16 protein-coding genes are annotated in these 16618 nt (G+C 33.0%); all 16 read left to right on the top strand.

The annotated features are described in order from the left end of the window. Nucleotides 1-52: 52 nt before the first annotated feature. Nucleotides 53-424 carry an NADH-quinone oxidoreductase subunit A gene (locus HNQ03_RS07460; RefSeq protein WP_173779052.1) on the top strand — a complete coding sequence of 124 codons (372 nt, stop codon included), beginning with the start codon at nucleotides 53-55 and terminating at the stop codon, nucleotides 422-424. A gap of 87 nt (nucleotides 425-511) precedes the next feature. Then, nucleotides 512-1069, top strand: a complete 558-nt coding sequence (locus tag HNQ03_RS07455; RefSeq protein WP_173779051.1) for an NADH-quinone oxidoreductase subunit B — start codon at nucleotides 512-514, stop codon at nucleotides 1067-1069. Between the two features lie 46 nt (nucleotides 1070-1115). Beyond that, a complete protein-coding gene (locus tag HNQ03_RS07450; RefSeq protein ID WP_173779050.1) occupies nucleotides 1116-1610 on the top strand; it encodes an NADH-quinone oxidoreductase subunit C in 495 nt (164 codons plus the stop codon). A gap of 72 nt (nucleotides 1611-1682) precedes the next feature. Then, the gene (locus tag HNQ03_RS07445) at nucleotides 1683-2906 is read left to right on the top strand and encodes an NADH-quinone oxidoreductase subunit D (protein WP_173779049.1); all 1224 of its coding nucleotides are present in this window, start codon (nucleotides 1683-1685) and stop codon (nucleotides 2904-2906) included. A gap of 91 nt (nucleotides 2907-2997) precedes the next feature. Then, the gene (locus tag HNQ03_RS07440) at nucleotides 2998-3504 is read left to right on the top strand and encodes an NADH-quinone oxidoreductase subunit NuoE family protein (RefSeq protein ID WP_173779143.1); all 507 of its coding nucleotides are present in this window, start codon (nucleotides 2998-3000) and stop codon (nucleotides 3502-3504) included. 11 nt (nucleotides 3505-3515) lie between these two features. After that, nucleotides 3516-4871 carry an NADH-quinone oxidoreductase subunit NuoF gene (gene nuoF / locus HNQ03_RS07435; RefSeq protein WP_173779048.1) on the top strand — a complete coding sequence of 452 codons (1356 nt, stop codon included), beginning with the start codon at nucleotides 3516-3518 and terminating at the stop codon, nucleotides 4869-4871. A 50-nt stretch (nucleotides 4872-4921) separates the two neighbouring features. Then, entirely contained in the window at nucleotides 4922-5776 is an 855-nt protein-coding gene (locus HNQ03_RS07430) for a hypothetical protein (RefSeq protein WP_173779047.1), read from the top strand. Between the two features lie 171 nt (nucleotides 5777-5947). Further along, entirely contained in the window at nucleotides 5948-6952 is a 1005-nt protein-coding gene (locus tag HNQ03_RS07425; protein ID WP_173779046.1) for a 2Fe-2S iron-sulfur cluster-binding protein, read from the top strand. Then, the gene (gene nuoH / locus HNQ03_RS07420) at nucleotides 6949-8010 is read left to right on the top strand and encodes an NADH-quinone oxidoreductase subunit NuoH (RefSeq protein WP_173779045.1); all 1062 of its coding nucleotides are present in this window, start codon (nucleotides 6949-6951) and stop codon (nucleotides 8008-8010) included. Before HNQ03_RS07425 ends, nuoH begins: the two co-directional genes overlap by 4 nt. 54 nt (nucleotides 8011-8064) lie before the next feature. Further along, nucleotides 8065-8613: a NuoI/complex I 23 kDa subunit family protein gene (locus HNQ03_RS07415; protein ID WP_173779044.1), complete on the top strand. Its 549-nt coding sequence runs from the start codon at nucleotides 8065-8067 to the stop codon at nucleotides 8611-8613. After that, nucleotides 8614-9111, top strand: a complete 498-nt coding sequence (locus HNQ03_RS07410; protein WP_173779043.1) for an NADH-quinone oxidoreductase subunit J family protein — start codon at nucleotides 8614-8616, stop codon at nucleotides 9109-9111. It abuts the gene before it with no gap. A 3-nt stretch (nucleotides 9112-9114) separates the two neighbouring features. Further along, nucleotides 9115-9441 (top strand): NADH-quinone oxidoreductase subunit NuoK, encoded by a 327-nt coding sequence (nuoK, locus tag HNQ03_RS07405; RefSeq protein WP_173779042.1) that lies wholly within the window; start codon nucleotides 9115-9117, stop codon nucleotides 9439-9441. Nucleotides 9442-9444: 3 nt separating this feature from the next. After that, complete coding sequence (nuoL, locus tag HNQ03_RS07400; protein WP_173779041.1) at nucleotides 9445-11340, top strand: NADH-quinone oxidoreductase subunit L; 1896 nt, start codon at nucleotides 9445-9447, stop codon at nucleotides 11338-11340. Nucleotides 11341-11343: 3 nt separating this feature from the next. Then, nucleotides 11344-12837 carry a complex I subunit 4 family protein gene (locus tag HNQ03_RS07395; protein WP_173779040.1) on the top strand — a complete coding sequence of 498 codons (1494 nt, stop codon included), beginning with the start codon at nucleotides 11344-11346 and terminating at the stop codon, nucleotides 12835-12837. A 103-nt stretch (nucleotides 12838-12940) separates the two neighbouring features. Next, entirely contained in the window at nucleotides 12941-14320 is a 1380-nt protein-coding gene (locus tag HNQ03_RS07390) for an NADH-quinone oxidoreductase subunit N (RefSeq protein ID WP_173779039.1), read from the top strand. Nucleotides 14321-14432: 112 nt separating this feature from the next. Next, nucleotides 14433-16550 carry an HD domain-containing protein gene (locus HNQ03_RS07385; protein ID WP_173779038.1) on the top strand — a complete coding sequence of 706 codons (2118 nt, stop codon included), beginning with the start codon at nucleotides 14433-14435 and terminating at the stop codon, nucleotides 16548-16550. Nucleotides 16551-16618 lie beyond the last annotated feature (68 nt).

The following is a 16618-nucleotide window of genomic DNA, read 5'->3' as shown; positions in this document are numbered from 1 at the left end:
TCGCAATTCACACTTTATTCATTAACTTTGTAGAACTTAAATAACATATTTAATGAGTTTACCAGAAAGTTACATTCCAATATTGCTTCAAGCCTCTGTAGGAATAGGTTTTGTTGCTATTTCTTTAATAGGAGCAAAATATCTTGGACCACAACAAAAAGACACAACATTACAAAAAAATTCTAGTTTTGAGTGTGGTGTAGAAGTTGAAGGAAATGCAAGAACACCATTTTCTATCAAGTATTTTCTTACCGCAGTTTTATTTGTGCTTTTTGATATAGAAATTGTCTTTTTCTATCCTTATGCTATTAATTTTAGAGAATTTGGAATGGAAGGTTTCTTAGCAGTTGTAATGTTTGTTGCTGTATTTTTCATGGCATTTATTTATGTCTGGAAAAGAGGAGCTTTAGATTGGGATAAATAGTAAATTCTACTTGTAATGAGTTTTTAAAAAGTGATTTTTCAATTTTAAATATTTTGAAAATACACTTCTAACTTTAAATTAAAAAAAATGTCTGACATAAAACCAACAATAATAACCGATGCTCCCGCACCAGAGGGATTTGAAGGAGAAGGATTTTTTGCAACAAAACTAAGTGATGTAGTTGGTATGGCGAGAAAATTTTCGCTTTGGCCACTTCCGTTTGCAACATCTTGTTGTGGAATAGAATTTATGGCTACACTAAATCCAACGTATGACGCTTCTAGATTTGGAATGGAAAGAAATTCATTTTCACCTCGCCAAGCAGATATGTTGATGGTTTGCGGCACGATTTCTAAAAAATTAGGTCCTGTTTTACAACAAGTATACACACAAATGGCAGAACCAAAATGGGTAGTTGCTGTTGGAGCTTGTGCAAGCAGTGGTGGAATTTTTGATAGTTATTCTGTACTTCAGGGTATAGACAGAATCATACCTGTAGATGTTTACGTACCAGGTTGTCCACCAAGACCAGAGCAGATTATAGAAGGTGTGATGCAAGTTCAAGCTCTGTGCGAAAGTGAAAGTTTGAGAAGAAGAGATTCCCCAGAATATGCAGAAATGCTATTATCTTACGGAATTAATTAATTTAAATAAATAAATTTTAGAAATTTCTAAAGGTATATTATCAATTATGACCAACGAATTTTTACTTGAAGCCATCAATAGAGAATTTCCTGGAGCAATAATTTCCAGCAAAGACTCTTTTGGAATGTTGACTTTAGAAATAAAGAAGGAAGAGATAAAGAAAGTGATCCACCATTTGAAAGATTCTACCTTACAGATAGATTTCCTTACAGACATCTGCGGTGTTCACTATCCAGAATTTCCCGAAAAAGAATTAGCAGTCGTTTATCATTTACATGATATGCGAACCAACTACAGATTAAGATTAAAAGCATATTCTCCTAAATTAAATGCAGAATTTGATAGCCTTACAGATATTTATGCTGGTGCAAATTGGATGGAAAGAGAAACCTACGATTTTTACGGTATTTTATTTAAAGGGCATCCAGATTTAAGAGTAATTCTTAATATGGAAGACATCGGCTATCACCCAATGTTGAAAGAATATGCCTTAGAAGATGGAACAAGAGAAGACAAAGACGACGCAATGTTTGGAAGGTAAAACATGAATGATTTAAGATAATTGATGGTCAATTTCTTCAATTATCAATTATCAATTATCAATTTTAAAAATATGAAAGACAACGCATTATCAGATATCATTAATGAGTATGATGTTTCAGATCATGATGATAGCCAGATCTATACACTAAATCTCGGACCAACACATCCTGCAACACATGGTATTTTCCAGAATGTTTTGACGATGGATGGGGAAAGAATTTTACATGCCGAACAAACCGTAGGTTACATTCATCGTGCTTTCGAAAAAATTTCCGAACGTAGAAATTACACTCAAATTACTACACTCACAGATCGATTAAACTATTGCTCTGCACCAATTAATAATTTTGGTTGGCACATGACAATGGAAAAACTACTTAATATAAAAGTACCAAAAAGAGTAGATTACCTTCGCGTTATTTTTATGGAATTAGCTCGTATCGCAGATCATATTATTTGTAATGGTGTTACAGCAATGGATGCAGGTGCTATTACTGGTCTTACTTACATCTTCCAAGATAGAGAACGTATCTATGAAATGTACGAAAGAGTTTGCGGTGGTAGATTAACAACAAACATGGGTAGAATTGGTGGTTTTGAAAGAGACATCGACGAAAAATTTCATGAACTGATACAAGCCTTTATAAAAGATTTTCCAGGTAGGTTTCAAGAATTTTGTGATCTGAATGAAAGAAATAGAATCTTCATGGATAGAACCATAAATGTTGGCGGTATTTCTGCAGAAAGAGCATTAAGCTATGGTTTCACAGGTCCAAATTTACGTGCAGCCGGAGTAGATTATGATGTGCGAGTTGCCTCTCCATATTCCTCATATGAAGATTTCGATTTTGATATACCAGTTGGAACATCAGGTGATACTTATGATCGCTTTATGGTAAGACAGCAGGAAGTTTGGGAAAGTATGAAAATAATCAAGCAGGCGTATGAAAATCTTCCGGAAGGAGCTTTTCATGCAGACGTTCCAGAATTTTATTTGCCAGAAAAAGCAGATGTTTATAATAAAATGGAAGCATTGATCTATCATTTTAAAATTGTAATGGGAGAAACTGAAATTCCAAAAGGCGAAGTTTATCACTCTGTAGAAGGTGGAAACGGCGAATTAGGATTTTACCTTGAAAGTGATGGTGCTAGATCACCATATAGATTGCATTTCCGTAGACCTTGCTTTGTATATTATCAAGCATATCCAGAAATGATCAAAGGATCTTTTATTTCAGATGCCATTGTTACAATGTGTAGTATGAATATAATTGCCGGCGAACTGGATGCATAGCTTTTTGTATTAAGTACAAAGTAAAATGTATTAAAGATAAAAAATGAAGTACGCTGTACATTGTACATTGTACGTTTTACAACAAAATAGAATGAACGAAATAGCTTTTAGACCAGAAGTTTTGCAGAAAGTGCAGCTAATGAAGACCAGATATCCAGAAGGCAAACAAAAATCTGCTTTACTTCCTGTTTTACATTTGGCACAAGAAGAATTTGGAAATTGGCTAGATATTCCAGTGATGGATTATGTAGCAGAACTTTTAGAAATAAAACCAATTGAAGTGTATGAAGTTGCAACTTTCTACACAATGTTTAATATGAAGCCAGTTGGAAAATACGTATTAGAAGTTTGCCAAACTGGACCATGTATGCTCAATGGTAGTGATCAAATAATCACTCATATCAAGAATACATTGAACATAAAAAATGGAGAAACTACCGCAGATGGTATGTTTACATTAAAAACTGCCGAATGTCTTGGAGCTTGCGGTTATGCACCAATGATGCAATTGGGGAAATTTTACAAAGAACATTTAACGATAGAAAAAGTAGACGAAATCCTTCAACTTTGTAGAGAAGGTAAAGTTGCTTTAAATTAATAAAATTATAAATGAGTAAAAAACTTTTACTTAAAGACGCACATATAGAAGGTATTCGCTATTTCGAAACTTACCGAAAACAAGGTGGTTATGAAGCAGCAGAAAAAGCTTTTAAAATGCCAATTGAAGAAATTTTGGAAGAAGTGAAAACTTCTGGACTTCGTGGAAGAGGTGGTGCAGGATTTCCTACCGGATTGAAATGGAGTTTCATCGCAAAACCAGAAGGAGTACCAAGACATTTGGTCGTAAATGCAGACGAATCTGAACCCGGAACTTTTAAAGATCGATACCTGATGGAATTTATTCCACATTTATTGATTGAAGGAATGATAATTTCTTCCTTCTGTTTGGGAGCAAATGTTTCCTACATTTATATTCGTGGAGAATATGCTTGGATTACAGAAATTTTGGAAGAAGCGATAGAAGAAGCAAAAAAAGCAGGATTTCTTGGGAAAAATATTCTCGGAACTGGATTCGATCACGAAATTTACGTACAGCGAGGTGCAGGAGCATATATTTGCGGCGAAGAAACCGCACTATTAGAATCTTTGGAAGGAAAACGTGGGAATCCAAGATTGAAACCACCATTTCCCGCAGTAAAGGGAGCTTGGGAAAGACCAACCGTTGTAAATAATGTAGAAACAATTGCTGCAATTGTACCAATCATAATGAATTCTGGAGCAGAATATGCAAAAATTGGAGTTGGTAAATCTACTGGAACAAAATTAATATCAGCTTGTGGTAACATCAATAAACCAGGAGTTTATGAAATAGACATGACTATTTCTGTAGAAGAATTTATTTATTCTGATGAATATTGTGGCGGTATTCCAAATGGTAAGAAACTTAAAGCTTGTATTCCAGGTGGAAGTTCAGTTCCAATTTTGCCGGCAAATTTATTACTAAAAACTATAGACGGACAACCCAGAATGATGAACTACGAGTCTCTAGCAGATGGTGGTTTTGCGACGGGAACTATGATGGGATCTGGAGGTTTCATCGTCTTAGACGAAGATCAATCTGTGGTAAAACATACTTTAAGTCTAGCACATTTCTACATGCACGAAAGTTGTGGACAATGCACACCTTGCCGAGAAGGTACAGGTTGGATGTGGAGAATTTTGAAAAATATTGCTAATGGGAAAGGCACAATGGCAGATATAGATTTGCTTTGGGACATCCAAAGAAAAATAGAAGGAAATACTATCTGTCCACTTGGAGATGCGGCAGCTTGGCCAGTTGCAGCAGCCATTCGCCATTTCCGAGATGAATTTGAATGGTATGTAAAAAACCCAGAATTGTGTTTAACGCAGAACTATGGATTGGCAAATTATGCAGATCCAATTCCTGTAGCAGCAACAAATTAAGTCACGAAGTGACGATATAATAAAGAATAGGATGAAATCCTATTATGAAAATGAAGAAAGCAATAGTTTTAATAGGTTTATTTTTAGGATTTAGTTTTGCAACTGCGCAAAAAATAGATTCTTTAAGAAATGTTCATGACGGAGATTTTGCAAAAAAATTTGTGAGCAAAGGGCATATGTTCATTTTTTGGGGATATAACAGAGCGGCTTTCAGCAATTCTAATATTCATTTCCAAGGTAATGGTTATGATTTTACTTTAAACAAAGTTGTCGCAAATGATCGTCCTACTACTTTTGGCATTGATTATTTTGATCCTTTGAGTTTGACGATACCCCAATTTAATGCAAAAGTTGGCTATTTTATCAAAGATAATTTAGCATTGGTTATTGCACAAGATCATATGAAGTATGTTATCGATCAAAACCAAAATGCAAACTTTGAAGGAAGTATTTCCGATCCGAAATATGCAGCATATGTTCAAAATGGCGAAGTAAATTTATCAGACGGAGAATTTTTAACCTTCGAACATACGGATGGACTGAATTATGTAAATCTTGGATTAGAAAAATATAAAAGTTTTTACAATAGCAAGAATGTTGATTTGATGTGGGCTTATGGAGGTGGTGCAGGTGTACTTTTCCCTAAAAGTAATGTGAAATTATTCAATAATGAAAGAAGCGACAGATATCACGTTGCAGGTTTCGGATTGGATGCCAGAACAAATTTAAATCTCGTCCTGTGGAATCATGTGATGGTAAGACTAGAAGGGAAATTAGGTTACATCAACATGCCAGATATAAAAACAACATTAAACGATAAACCAGATAAAGCAAGTCAAGATTTTGTATTTGCACAAATTAATTTTGGACTAGGATATACTTTTGATACACGAAGAAATAATTAATCAAAAATAATAAGATAAATTGTTAACCTAATTTATTTGTTAAAAAGTTCTTAAAATGGGCTTTTTTTTAATACTTTTGAAGCAAATTTTTAAGCATGATTTATTATAACAAATAATGCTAAAATCTTTTAATAAAATGGCAAAAGCCAACTCAATGATAATCGCAAGAATATGAGCGAAGAGAAAAAAACATTTACATTTACAATAGATGGGCAAACTGCAGAAGTTGAGCCTGGAATTACGATATTAGAAGCTTCCAGATTGATTGGTGGTAAATCTGTTCCGCCTGCAATGTGCTATTATAAACCACTTGAAACAAGTGGAGGTAGATGCAGAACTTGCCTGGTAGAAGTTTCCAAAGGATCGGAGAAAGATCCTAGACCAATGCCGAAACTAGTTGCGAGTTGCAGAACTGGAGTAATGGACGGAATGGAAGTGAAAAATCTTTCTTCAGAAAAAGCACAAGAAGGTAGAAAAGCAGTTACAGAATTTCTATTGATCAACCATCCTTTGGATTGCCCAATTTGCGACCAAGCAGGAGAATGCCATTTGCAAGATCTTGGATATGAGCATGGTTACGAGCAAACCAGAACGGAGTTTGAAAGAAGAACCTTCGAACCAGAAGATATTGGTCCTTATATAAAACTAAACATGAATCGTTGCATTTTGTGTGCAAGATGTGTTTTAGCAGCCAATCAACTTACAGAAAAAAGAGAACACGGAATTTTATTTCGTGGCGAACATGCAGAAATATCTACAGGTTTGAATAAAGCACTAGATAATGATTTCATCGGAAACGTAATTGATGTTTGTCCAGTTGGAGCTCTTACCGATAAAACTGCAAGATTTGCAAGCAGAGTTTGGTTCACAAAACCAATGAACGCCACTTGCGAATGTACCAAATGCTCTGGAAAAGCAGTTGTTTGGATGAAAGGAGAAGAAATAATACGAGTAACCGCCAGAAAAGACCAGTACGATGAAGTACAAGATTGGATCTGCAACACTTGTAGATTTGACAGAAAAGATACAAAATTGTGGAACTTTGAAGGACCAAGACATATTGATAGACATTCTGTAATTTCTTTGAATCATTATCAAAAGCCGCAAGACGAACAAAGATTATTAAATAATCCTGATGCAAAAGAAATCAGCGAAAAAGACGAAATTGGATTATGAGTTTAATAGTTTTTAAAATAATACTGGTACTCGCACTTTTCCTACTATCATTAACGATAGCAGCATATTCTACTTGGGGAGAAAGAAAAGTTGCCGCAATTTTACAAGATAGAATTGGACCAAACAGAGCCGGACCTTTCGGACTTTTCCAGCCATTGGCGGATGGAGGAAAATTTTTCTTTAAAGAAGATTTTACACCAACAGGTGCAGATCGTTTTCTATTTATTTTGGGACCATCTATTACCATGTTTGTTTCATTATTAACAGGCGCTGTTATTCCTTGGGGAAAAACCGTTAATATTGGTGGAACTTCTTTTGATTTGCAAGTTGCAAATATAGATGTAGGAGTTTTATTTTTAGTAGGTATGGTATCCATCGGAGTTTATGGAATGATGATTGGAGGTTGGGCTTCTAATAATAAATATTCTTTAATCGGTGCGATTCGTGCTTCTTCACAGATGATTTCTTACGAATTGGCGATGGGTTTATCTCTAATTGCAATCATTATGATGGCAGGAAGTTTAGATTTAAAAGTGATTACAGAATCTCAGAGTACTGGAAAATTATGGGGTCTCTTCCACGTTGATGGTATGAACTGGAATATTTTCTATCAACCACTCGCATTCATCATATTTTATGTAGCAGCTTTGGCAGAAACCAATAGACATCCTTTTGATTTGCCAGAATGTGAATCTGAATTGGTAACAGGATATTCCACAGAATATTCTTCCATGAAATTAGGATTGTATCTTTTTGGCGAATATGTGAATATGTTTATCTCTAATGCATTGATTGTAACTTTATTTTTAGGTGGCTACAGTTTCCCAGGTATGGAATGGGCATCGGAACATTGGTCAGAAAATACTGTAGGTATTTTGAGTGTTGCCTCTTTCATGATAAAAACAATCATCGGAATTTTGATATTCATGTGGATAAGATGGACAATACCAAGATTTAGATATGACCAATTGATGCATTTGGGATGGAAAAAATTAATCCCATTAGCATTAATAAATGTATTGATAACAGGTGCCGTTATTTTGGCATTTGCAAATTAAATTTAATTAAAAGATAAAGCATTTTAGAATTGCAGCATCTAATTATATAAAGAAATGAAATTAACAGATCGATCTAAAATAGTCTCAAATAAAGAGATGACTTTTTCGGAAAAAATCTACCTTCCAGAGATTTTCAAAGGAATGGCAATTACTTTGAAGCACGCAATTAAGGGTGCAAAAGGTAAGGTTTATTCTTATCCAGAAGTAGAAAAACCTCGAGCGCAAGTTTGGAGAGGTCTTCACGTATTAAAACGTGATGAAGAAGGCAGAGAAAGATGTACATCTTGTGGATTGTGCGCTGTAGCTTGTCCAGCAGAAGCCATCACCATGATTTCTGGGGAAAGAACAAAAGAGCAAAAACATCTCTACCGAGAAGAAAAATACGCAGAAGTTTACGAAATAAATATGTTGCGTTGCATCTTCTGTGGAATGTGTGAAGAAGCTTGTCCAAAATCTGCAATATATATGACGGATCGTTTGGTAGATGTAGAAACCAACAGAGGATCTTTCATTTATGGAAAAGATAGATTGGTAGAAAAAATAAATGAAAGGATTGATATTTCTGTAAGACAATCTGAAAGACAAAAAAAATCTGTGAAATAAATGGAGTTAATTATATTTTTCTTTGTTGCATTTTTAGCTGTTTCCAGCGCAATTTATTTTGTTTTTGCAAAAAATCCTTTATATTCGATATTATCATTGATAGTTACCATGTTCTCTATCGCTGGCTTATACATTTTGTTGAATGCGCAATTTTTAGGAGTTGTACAAATCATCGTTTATGCAGGAGCAATCATGGTTTTGTTCTTATACATCTTAATGATGCTGAATTTGAATAAAGGAGATGAAAGCATTAAAAAAAATTATTTAAAATTCGCAGGAATTTTCGTTGCAGGAATTTTACTTGTTGGGATCTTGGGTGCATTCAGAGGTTTTAATGAAAATTTAATCACCGTTGCCGATGCGAATCCAAATGTAGGTTTAACAAAAAATTTAGGCTACCTTTTATTTAATGAATATGTTTTGCCTTTCGAATTGGCATCTATATTAATATTAGCAGGAATCGTAGGAGCAGTACTTATTGGTAAAAAAGATTTGTAAATCATGGAAGTAAATACATTTATACAAAGCGTACCGCTTAATTATTTTGTCATATTATCAGCATTTCTATTCTGTTTAGGAGTAATGGGTGTTTTGTTGAGAAAAAATGCTATTATCATTTTAGGATGTGTAGAATTGATGTTGAATTCTGTCAACCTTTTATTAGCTGCATTTTCTAGCTATAAAGGAGATGGTAACGGACAAATTTTAGTTTTTTTCATCATGGTGGTTGCCGCTGCAGAAGTTGCTGTTGGATTGGCTATAATTGCAATGATGTACAGAAATACAAAATCCGTAGATGTGAGTATATTTAATAAATTAAGAGGATAAATAATGGAGAATCTAATATATACAATTATACTTCTACCACTCGTAGGTTTCCTTTTCAATGGATTATTTGGTAAGAATTTGCCGAAAATATTTGTTGGAAGTTTGGCTACCTTGATGGTATTTGCATCATTTTGTATCACAGCATATTTATTCGTAAATTTTGATAGTAATTCTGGACCCGTAATCGCAAAAGCTTTTGAATGGTTTACGATTGATGGAATGCAAATAAACTTCAGTTTTCAGATTGATCAGTTATCATTGATGATGATGATGATCATAACCGGAATTGGATCGCTTATTCACCTCTATTCTATTGGCTACATGAGCCACGACAAAGGTTTCTACAAATTTTTTACGTATTTAAATCTATTTATATTTTCCATGTTGCTTTTAGTAATGGGAAGTAATTATTTAATACTTTTCATTGGTTGGGAAGGAGTTGGAGTTTGTTCTTATTTACTTATTGGGTTTTGGTACAGCAACAAAGAATACGGAAAAGCTGCAAGAAAAGCTTTCATTATGAATAGAATTGGCGATCTAGGATTGTTGGTTGGTATTTTCATGATTGCATATTATACCAATTCTTTGGAATATGTAACGGTTAAACAAAATTCTTCTGTTTTTGAGCTAGATAGCACCATTATCATTTTCATCACTTCATCATTATTCATTGGTGCCGCAGGGAAATCTGCACAAGTTCCATTGTATACTTGGCTTCCAGATGCAATGGCTGGTCCTACTCCAGTTTCAGCATTAATCCATGCTGCAACAATGGTTACCGCTGGAATTTATTTAATCGTAAGATCAAATTTCTTATTCTCAAATGCGCCAACAGTAATGAATGGCATTATGTACATCGGTTTATTAACTGCTGCATTAGCTGCATTTTACGCATTAAGGCAAAACGATATTAAGAAGGTTCTTGCCTATTCTACAATCTCACAATTAGGATTTATGTTTGTGGCTGTAGGTTTAGGAGCTTATACCGCAGCAATGTTTCATTTGATGACGCATGCATTTTTCAAAGCCTTATTATTTTTAGGTTCAGGTTCCGTAATACACTCAATGAGTGGCGAACAGAATATGATGAAAATGGGTGGGTTGAAATCTAAAATTAAAATAACACACATCACATTTTTAATAGGAACATTTGCAATTTCTGGAATGCCCTTATTTTCTGGGATGATTTCTAAAGATGAAATTCTTATTTCCGCTTGGGCAAAAAATCCAATATTTTGGGTGATATTATTTATCATTGCAGCAATGACGGCAACTTACATGTTCCGTTTATATTATCTAACGTTTCATGGAAGTTTCCGAGGAACAGAAGATCAGAAGAAACATTTACATGAAAGTCCGTTAAGCATGACTTTGCCATTGATGATACTTGCAATACTTGCGGTAGTTGGTGGTTTTATAAATCTTCCTCATTTCGTAGCTCATGGAGAATTATCAAATCTTCATCATTGGCTAGAACCACTTTACGTTTTTGATACAACATTACCAGAAGTGCCTTTCAATACAGAAATGATACTTTTAGGAATTACAATATTGATGTTTTTCGGCATTTGGTTTTATGTAAGAAATCTATATGTTTCAAAAGGTAAATTGGCTACATCCGAAAAAAAATTGATTGGCTGGGAAAAACTTTCTGCAAAAAAATTATATATCGATGAGTTGTATCACGCTTTAATCGTAAAAACAACCGAAGGATTTGGCCATGGTGGAAAAATGTTTGACGATAATGTATTGGACAAAGCAGTAGATTTTATTGGAGAAGGCGCAGAAGATAGCGGAAAATCTATGAAAAAAATACAAAACGGAAATGTAGAAAATTATGTTTTGATAATGTCTTTGGCTATCGGAATTATTTTAATTGTTAACTTTATATTACAATAATAAATGTCTTATTATTTACTAGCATTGTTGCTATTGCCTCTTGTAGGTTCAGGAATCATCTTTGCATGGAAAGGCAATAATAGTAAGCAGGCTGCTTTTGGCATTGCTTTGCTGCAAATGTTGCTCACATTTTATATGTTGGTAGATTTTGATTTTCAACCAACTGTAGATAGTGTTTTGCAATACGAAATCAATCAACCTTGGTCGCAATTTTTTAAAAGCTCCATCCATTTTGGTATAGATGGTATGGGTATGCTTTTGTTGCTATTGACGAATATTTTGATGCCTTTAATCATACTTTCCTCTTTCAATGAAAAGATAAATTATTCTAAATCATTTTATGGCTTAATTATATTAATGCAATTTGGATTAATTGGCGTTTTCACTTCTTTAGATGGTTTATTATTCTACGGATTCTGGGAGATTACGTTAATCCCAATCTGGTTGATTGCGGGAATTTGGGGCCAAGAAAATAAGAGACTAGAATTTACCACAAAATTTTTCGTCTATACTTTTGTAGGTTCTCTGTTTATGTTGATTGGATTAATTTACGTTTACAATCACTCTGCTTCATTTGCTTTAATAGATTTATACAATGCAGATTTAGATATAACACAACAAACGATAGTTTTCTGGGCAATATTTTTTGCTTTCGCAGTTAAATTACCCGTTTTTCCATTTCATACTTGGCAACCAGATACTTATACGTATTCGCCAACACAAGGAACGATGCTTTTATCTGGTATCATGCTGAAAATGGCTATTTATGGAATTCTAAGATGGCTATTGCCAATTGCACCAGATGCAATTGCTGGAATTTCTGGTTACATCGTTATTGCATTATGCGTAATTGGAATTTTACACGGAGCATTAATAGCTCTTATACAAACAGATATTAAAAGAATATTAACCTATTCTTCATTTTCCCACGTTGGTTTAATGGTAGCAGGTATTTTCGCTTCTGCAATGTTGGTAATGAAAGGTACATTTACCATAGAAGGAGCAGAAGGAGCTTTGGTACAGACTTTTGCACACGGGATCAATGTTGTTGGTTTATTTTATTGTGCAGATATATTGTACAAAAAATTTAAAAGCCGGGACATTCGTCAAATGGGTGGTTTAGCAAGTGTAGCACCAAAATTTGCAATATTGTTTATGATATTACTATTCGGTTCTATGGCTGTTCCATTAACGAATGGTTTCATTGGTGAATTTATTTTGCTAAAAGCAATTTTTGATTTTAATGTTTGGGCAGCAGTTTTTTCTGGAATTACGATTATACTTTGTGCAGCTTATCTACTAAGAATGTATGGAAAAACAATGTTCAATACGGGAGACAAAGAATTGCTTGCAAACATTGGGGATTTGTCTAATGTAGAATTTTCTGTATTGGCGAGTTTGGCTGTTTTTGTATTAATGCTGGGTATTTTCCCACAACCGATTTTAGATATGGTACACAGTCCATTGACGTTTATCTATCAATCGATGTTGAAATAAATAAATTAAATAGAAAATTTATAGCTAAATTTTCTCTAAAAAATAAAGTGAAACATTTGCAATCTTATCACTATTAATTTGCAAATAAATCTCAAATAAGAATATGGGTGTTTTAATAATTATCTTCCTTACTGCAGTTATCGCACTGTTTGCTGGAGTTTTTGAAAAAGGAAAATTTTCAAGATATATTGGTATTGCAGGTTTGTTGGCTGCTCTTTTTGTAAGTTACCAACCAGAACTAGCATTTTTTACAAAATATGATGCGATGTTTATGTTTGACGACACTGCTAAAATGTTTACAAAAATTACTATTTTCATCACAATTTTGATTTTCTTCTTGGGAGGTTTTGCCTTCAACAATCACAGAAGTCATCAATCAGAATTGTATGCGTTAATGATGTTCTCTCTTTGTGGCGGAATAGTTTTATTTAGTTATCAAAATTTAGTAACCTTATTTCTTGGAATTGAAATTTTATCCATTCCACTATATGTTTTGGCAGGTGCAAACAAAACAGATTTAAGATCTAACGAGGCATCTATCAAATATTTTTTGATGGGAGCATTTGCAACAGGATTTTTACTTTTTGGTATCGCATTAATCTACGGAAGCAGCAGTAGTTTTGATATTTCAACGATACAAAAATTTGGTATAGATAATGCCAAAGACGGTATGTTTATTTTAGGAATGGTATTAATGATTGCTGCAATGGCCTTTAAAGTTGCATTGGCACCATTTCATATGTGGAGTCCAGATGTTTACCAAGGTTCGCCTTCATTGATTTCAGTTTTCATGATGACGGTAGTAAAAATCTCTGGATTTTACGCTTTCTACAAAATAATGACCCTAGTATTTATAGGAGTTTCCGCAGAATGGATTAATATTTTAGGTGTATTGGTTATCATTACCTTATTCCTCGCAAATACAATGGGACTGGCTCAAAGCAACGCAAAACGAATGCTTGCCTACTCTTCCGTTTCCCATGCAGGATATATTTCTCTAGCGTTTTTTGGTTTGAATAATCTTTCTACCTACAATTTAGCATTCTATTTATTTGCTTATTCTATCGCAACAGTTGGTGTATTCATCAGTTTAATTTGGGTAGAAAAGTTGAAAAAAGAAACCAGTTATGGAGCATTTAAAGGTTTGGCAAAAGCAGAACCTTTGCTTGCAGTTACCGCAGCAATATCTATGCTATCTATGGCAGGAATTCCATTAACGGCAGGTTTTATGGCAAAGTTTGCATTATTTTCTCAGGCTATGAATGGTGCTGCATTTTTGGTATTAGTAGCAGTTTTAGGTTCAGCAATATCTATTGCATATTATTTAAGATTGATCATTGCAATGTTTTTCTTTAAAGAAAGCACCTTCAAAACTTCTGAAAAAGCATCGATTACCTACAAAATCGTTGCTGTATTTATTTTGATCTTAATAATAGGTTTGGGCGTTTATCCAGATGCATTTAGCATGCAGTTTTCTAAATAAAAACTTCACAACATTAAATAAATTACAAAACGCAACTTGAAAGGGTTGCGTTTTTTTCTTATATTTAGTTGTTAATAAAAATGATTGATATCCAAAAAAAATGTAAATAAATATGCTTAATCCTACAATAGAAGACACAAAAATTTGGCAATCCGCTTTTAATTTAGATCAAACAAATGATTTAGACAAAGATAAATTAAAATTGTCTTTTATAGAAAGCCGAGAAAAAATTAAAAAACTTGTAAGCAAAGTATCTGCAGATTTTCCAGGTTTAACTCTACACGATATAACACATTTAGATAAACTATGGGAAATGGCTGATTTATTACTAAATGGTAAATTTCATTTAAATCCTTTAGAAGTTTATATTTTAGGTATATCAATATTATTGCATGATGCTGGATTGACATTATTTGCTTACGAAAATGGACTTGATTTTATTAGAACAAATGTTTTTTGGCAGGATACAATTGCAAAAATGCAAGCAGACTATCCTAATAAAGGTAAAAAAGAAATTGATAAAATTGCTGACTTTTTGACAATCAGAAAACTGCATGCTTCACAAGCAGAAGTTTTGGCAACAAAATATTGGGAAACGTTAGATAAGCAACAAATCTATTTAATAGACGATTATGATTTAAGAAACTCTATTGGAAAATTATGTGGAGAAATCGCAGCAAGTCATCACTTAAATATTGAAGATGTAGAGTATAAATTCGCAGAAAAAAGAAATGCACCAGCATTTTTACCACAAGGGTGGTCAATTAATACGCTGCAAATTGCAATACTTGTAAGATGTGCTGATGCGGCACATATTACAAATGATAGAGCCCCAAATTTCGATTACACGTTATTAAAGCCTACTGGAATTTCAGGAGAACACTGGAAATTTCAAAATAGAATTTCACATCCTGATTATCATATTATAGAAAATAACAAAATTGTATACAATTCTACAACGGATTTCTATGAAAGTGATCAAGATGCATGGTGGTTAATGTATGATACATTAACAGTATTAAACAAGGAAATTATAAATTCAAATAAAGTTTTAAATAATAATAATTTTACTGCATTATTTGCAACAGGCGTAAAAGATATTGAGGATCCAGAGAAAATTTCTAAATTCATAAAACCTAACGGATGGACACCTAAAAACGTATCTATACATATAAGTAATGTTGAAAAAATGATAAAAAATTTTGGTGGTGAAAAATTATATGGAAGTGTAACCAATGATGAAAAAATCGGAATTGTTTTAAGAGAGTTAATACAAAATGCAAGAGATGCAATAAAAGCAAGAGAGTTTTTAGATAAAGATTTCATCGATGGTAAAATTCAAATTGAAATAAAAAAAGAAGCAGAAAACGACTTACTTATTATTAAAGATAACGGTGTTGGTATGTCTGAAAGAGTTTTGTTTGATGTATTATTAGATTTTGGAAATAGTTTCTGGTCTAATGATTTGATTAAAAGTGAATTTCCTGGTTTATTAAATAATAACTTTGAATCAATTGGAAAGTTTGGAATTGGATTCTATTCTGTGTTTATGATTGCAGATGAAATAAAATTAATTACAAGACAATGGAATAAAGGAGTTAAAGACACTACAGAATTAACTTTTTCTGAAAAGAATATTCTTCGACCTTTAGTAAAAATTAACAAAACCGAATTATCAAGTACAATCTCAACTGAAATTATAATTAAATTAAAAGATAATATTCTTAATAGTGATAATGTTATAAATGTTAAATCAAATGAAATAAAAAAAATAGGTTATAATATTCCATTAAGTAATTATATTTCAGCAATTTCTATAGGTCTTGATTGTAATATTTATTTAAACAATATTTTAATTCACCCTGATATTTCAAAAACTTTTGATGTAGAGAAATGGCTAATAAATTCTACTTATTGCCATTTTAATCCTAATATAGATTTAAATAAAACATTAAAAGTAATAAAAGAAATTGCACCAAAAATGAAAAAATTTTATAGCAATGATAAACTTATAGGCTTGGGCTATTTCTATTTTGGATCTCAACAATTATTAAATTTCACAAATTACACAGTAGGAGGATTACAATCAAGATTTCATTGTGATGGAGGGCATAACTATTTTATTGGTTTTCAAAATAATTTAGCAGAAACCGTTGATAGAAAAATTAAAAATGTACTAGATAACTCATATTGTAGGCTCCCCCAAAAACAGTACAATTTAGAAGTATAAAAATACTAACTTTAAATTGTAAAAAATATTATGAAAAGAAGCAGATTTAGTCCGGAGCAAATTGCTAA

The organism is Frigoriflavimonas asaccharolytica (assembly GCF_013294015.1).
Taxonomy (GTDB): domain Bacteria; phylum Bacteroidota; class Bacteroidia; order Flavobacteriales; family Weeksellaceae; genus Frigoriflavimonas; species Frigoriflavimonas asaccharolytica.
This window is presented reverse-complemented; position numbering and strand designations above follow the sequence as displayed.

Excerpts from the sequence above, each read along its gene's own strand:
- HNQ03_RS07460 (WP_173779052.1), top strand. The coding sequence starts at position 53 with ATGAGTTTACCAGAAAGTTACATTCCAATATTGCTTCAAGCCTCTGTA.
- HNQ03_RS07455 (WP_173779051.1), top strand. The coding sequence starts at position 512 with ATGTCTGACATAAAACCAACAATAATAACCGATGCTCCCGCACCAGAG.
- HNQ03_RS07450 (WP_173779050.1), top strand. The coding sequence starts at position 1,116 with ATGACCAACGAATTTTTACTTGAAGCCATCAATAGAGAATTTCCTGGA.
- HNQ03_RS07445 (WP_173779049.1), top strand. The coding sequence starts at position 1,683 with ATGAAAGACAACGCATTATCAGATATCATTAATGAGTATGATGTTTCA.
- HNQ03_RS07440 (WP_173779143.1), top strand. The coding sequence starts at position 2,998 with ATGAACGAAATAGCTTTTAGACCAGAAGTTTTGCAGAAAGTGCAGCTA.
- nuoF (WP_173779048.1), top strand. The coding sequence starts at position 3,516 with ATGAGTAAAAAACTTTTACTTAAAGACGCACATATAGAAGGTATTCGC.
- HNQ03_RS07430 (WP_173779047.1), top strand. The coding sequence starts at position 4,922 with ATGAAGAAAGCAATAGTTTTAATAGGTTTATTTTTAGGATTTAGTTTT.
- HNQ03_RS07425 (WP_173779046.1), top strand. The coding sequence starts at position 5,948 with ATGAGCGAAGAGAAAAAAACATTTACATTTACAATAGATGGGCAAACT.
- nuoH (WP_173779045.1), top strand. The coding sequence starts at position 6,949 with ATGAGTTTAATAGTTTTTAAAATAATACTGGTACTCGCACTTTTCCTA.
- HNQ03_RS07415 (WP_173779044.1), top strand. The coding sequence starts at position 8,065 with ATGAAATTAACAGATCGATCTAAAATAGTCTCAAATAAAGAGATGACT.
- HNQ03_RS07410 (WP_173779043.1), top strand. The coding sequence starts at position 8,614 with ATGGAGTTAATTATATTTTTCTTTGTTGCATTTTTAGCTGTTTCCAGC.
- nuoK (WP_173779042.1), top strand. The coding sequence starts at position 9,115 with ATGGAAGTAAATACATTTATACAAAGCGTACCGCTTAATTATTTTGTC.
- nuoL (WP_173779041.1), top strand. The coding sequence starts at position 9,445 with ATGGAGAATCTAATATATACAATTATACTTCTACCACTCGTAGGTTTC.
- HNQ03_RS07395 (WP_173779040.1), top strand. The coding sequence starts at position 11,344 with ATGTCTTATTATTTACTAGCATTGTTGCTATTGCCTCTTGTAGGTTCA.
- HNQ03_RS07390 (WP_173779039.1), top strand. The coding sequence starts at position 12,941 with ATGGGTGTTTTAATAATTATCTTCCTTACTGCAGTTATCGCACTGTTT.
- HNQ03_RS07385 (WP_173779038.1), top strand. The coding sequence starts at position 14,433 with ATGCTTAATCCTACAATAGAAGACACAAAAATTTGGCAATCCGCTTTT.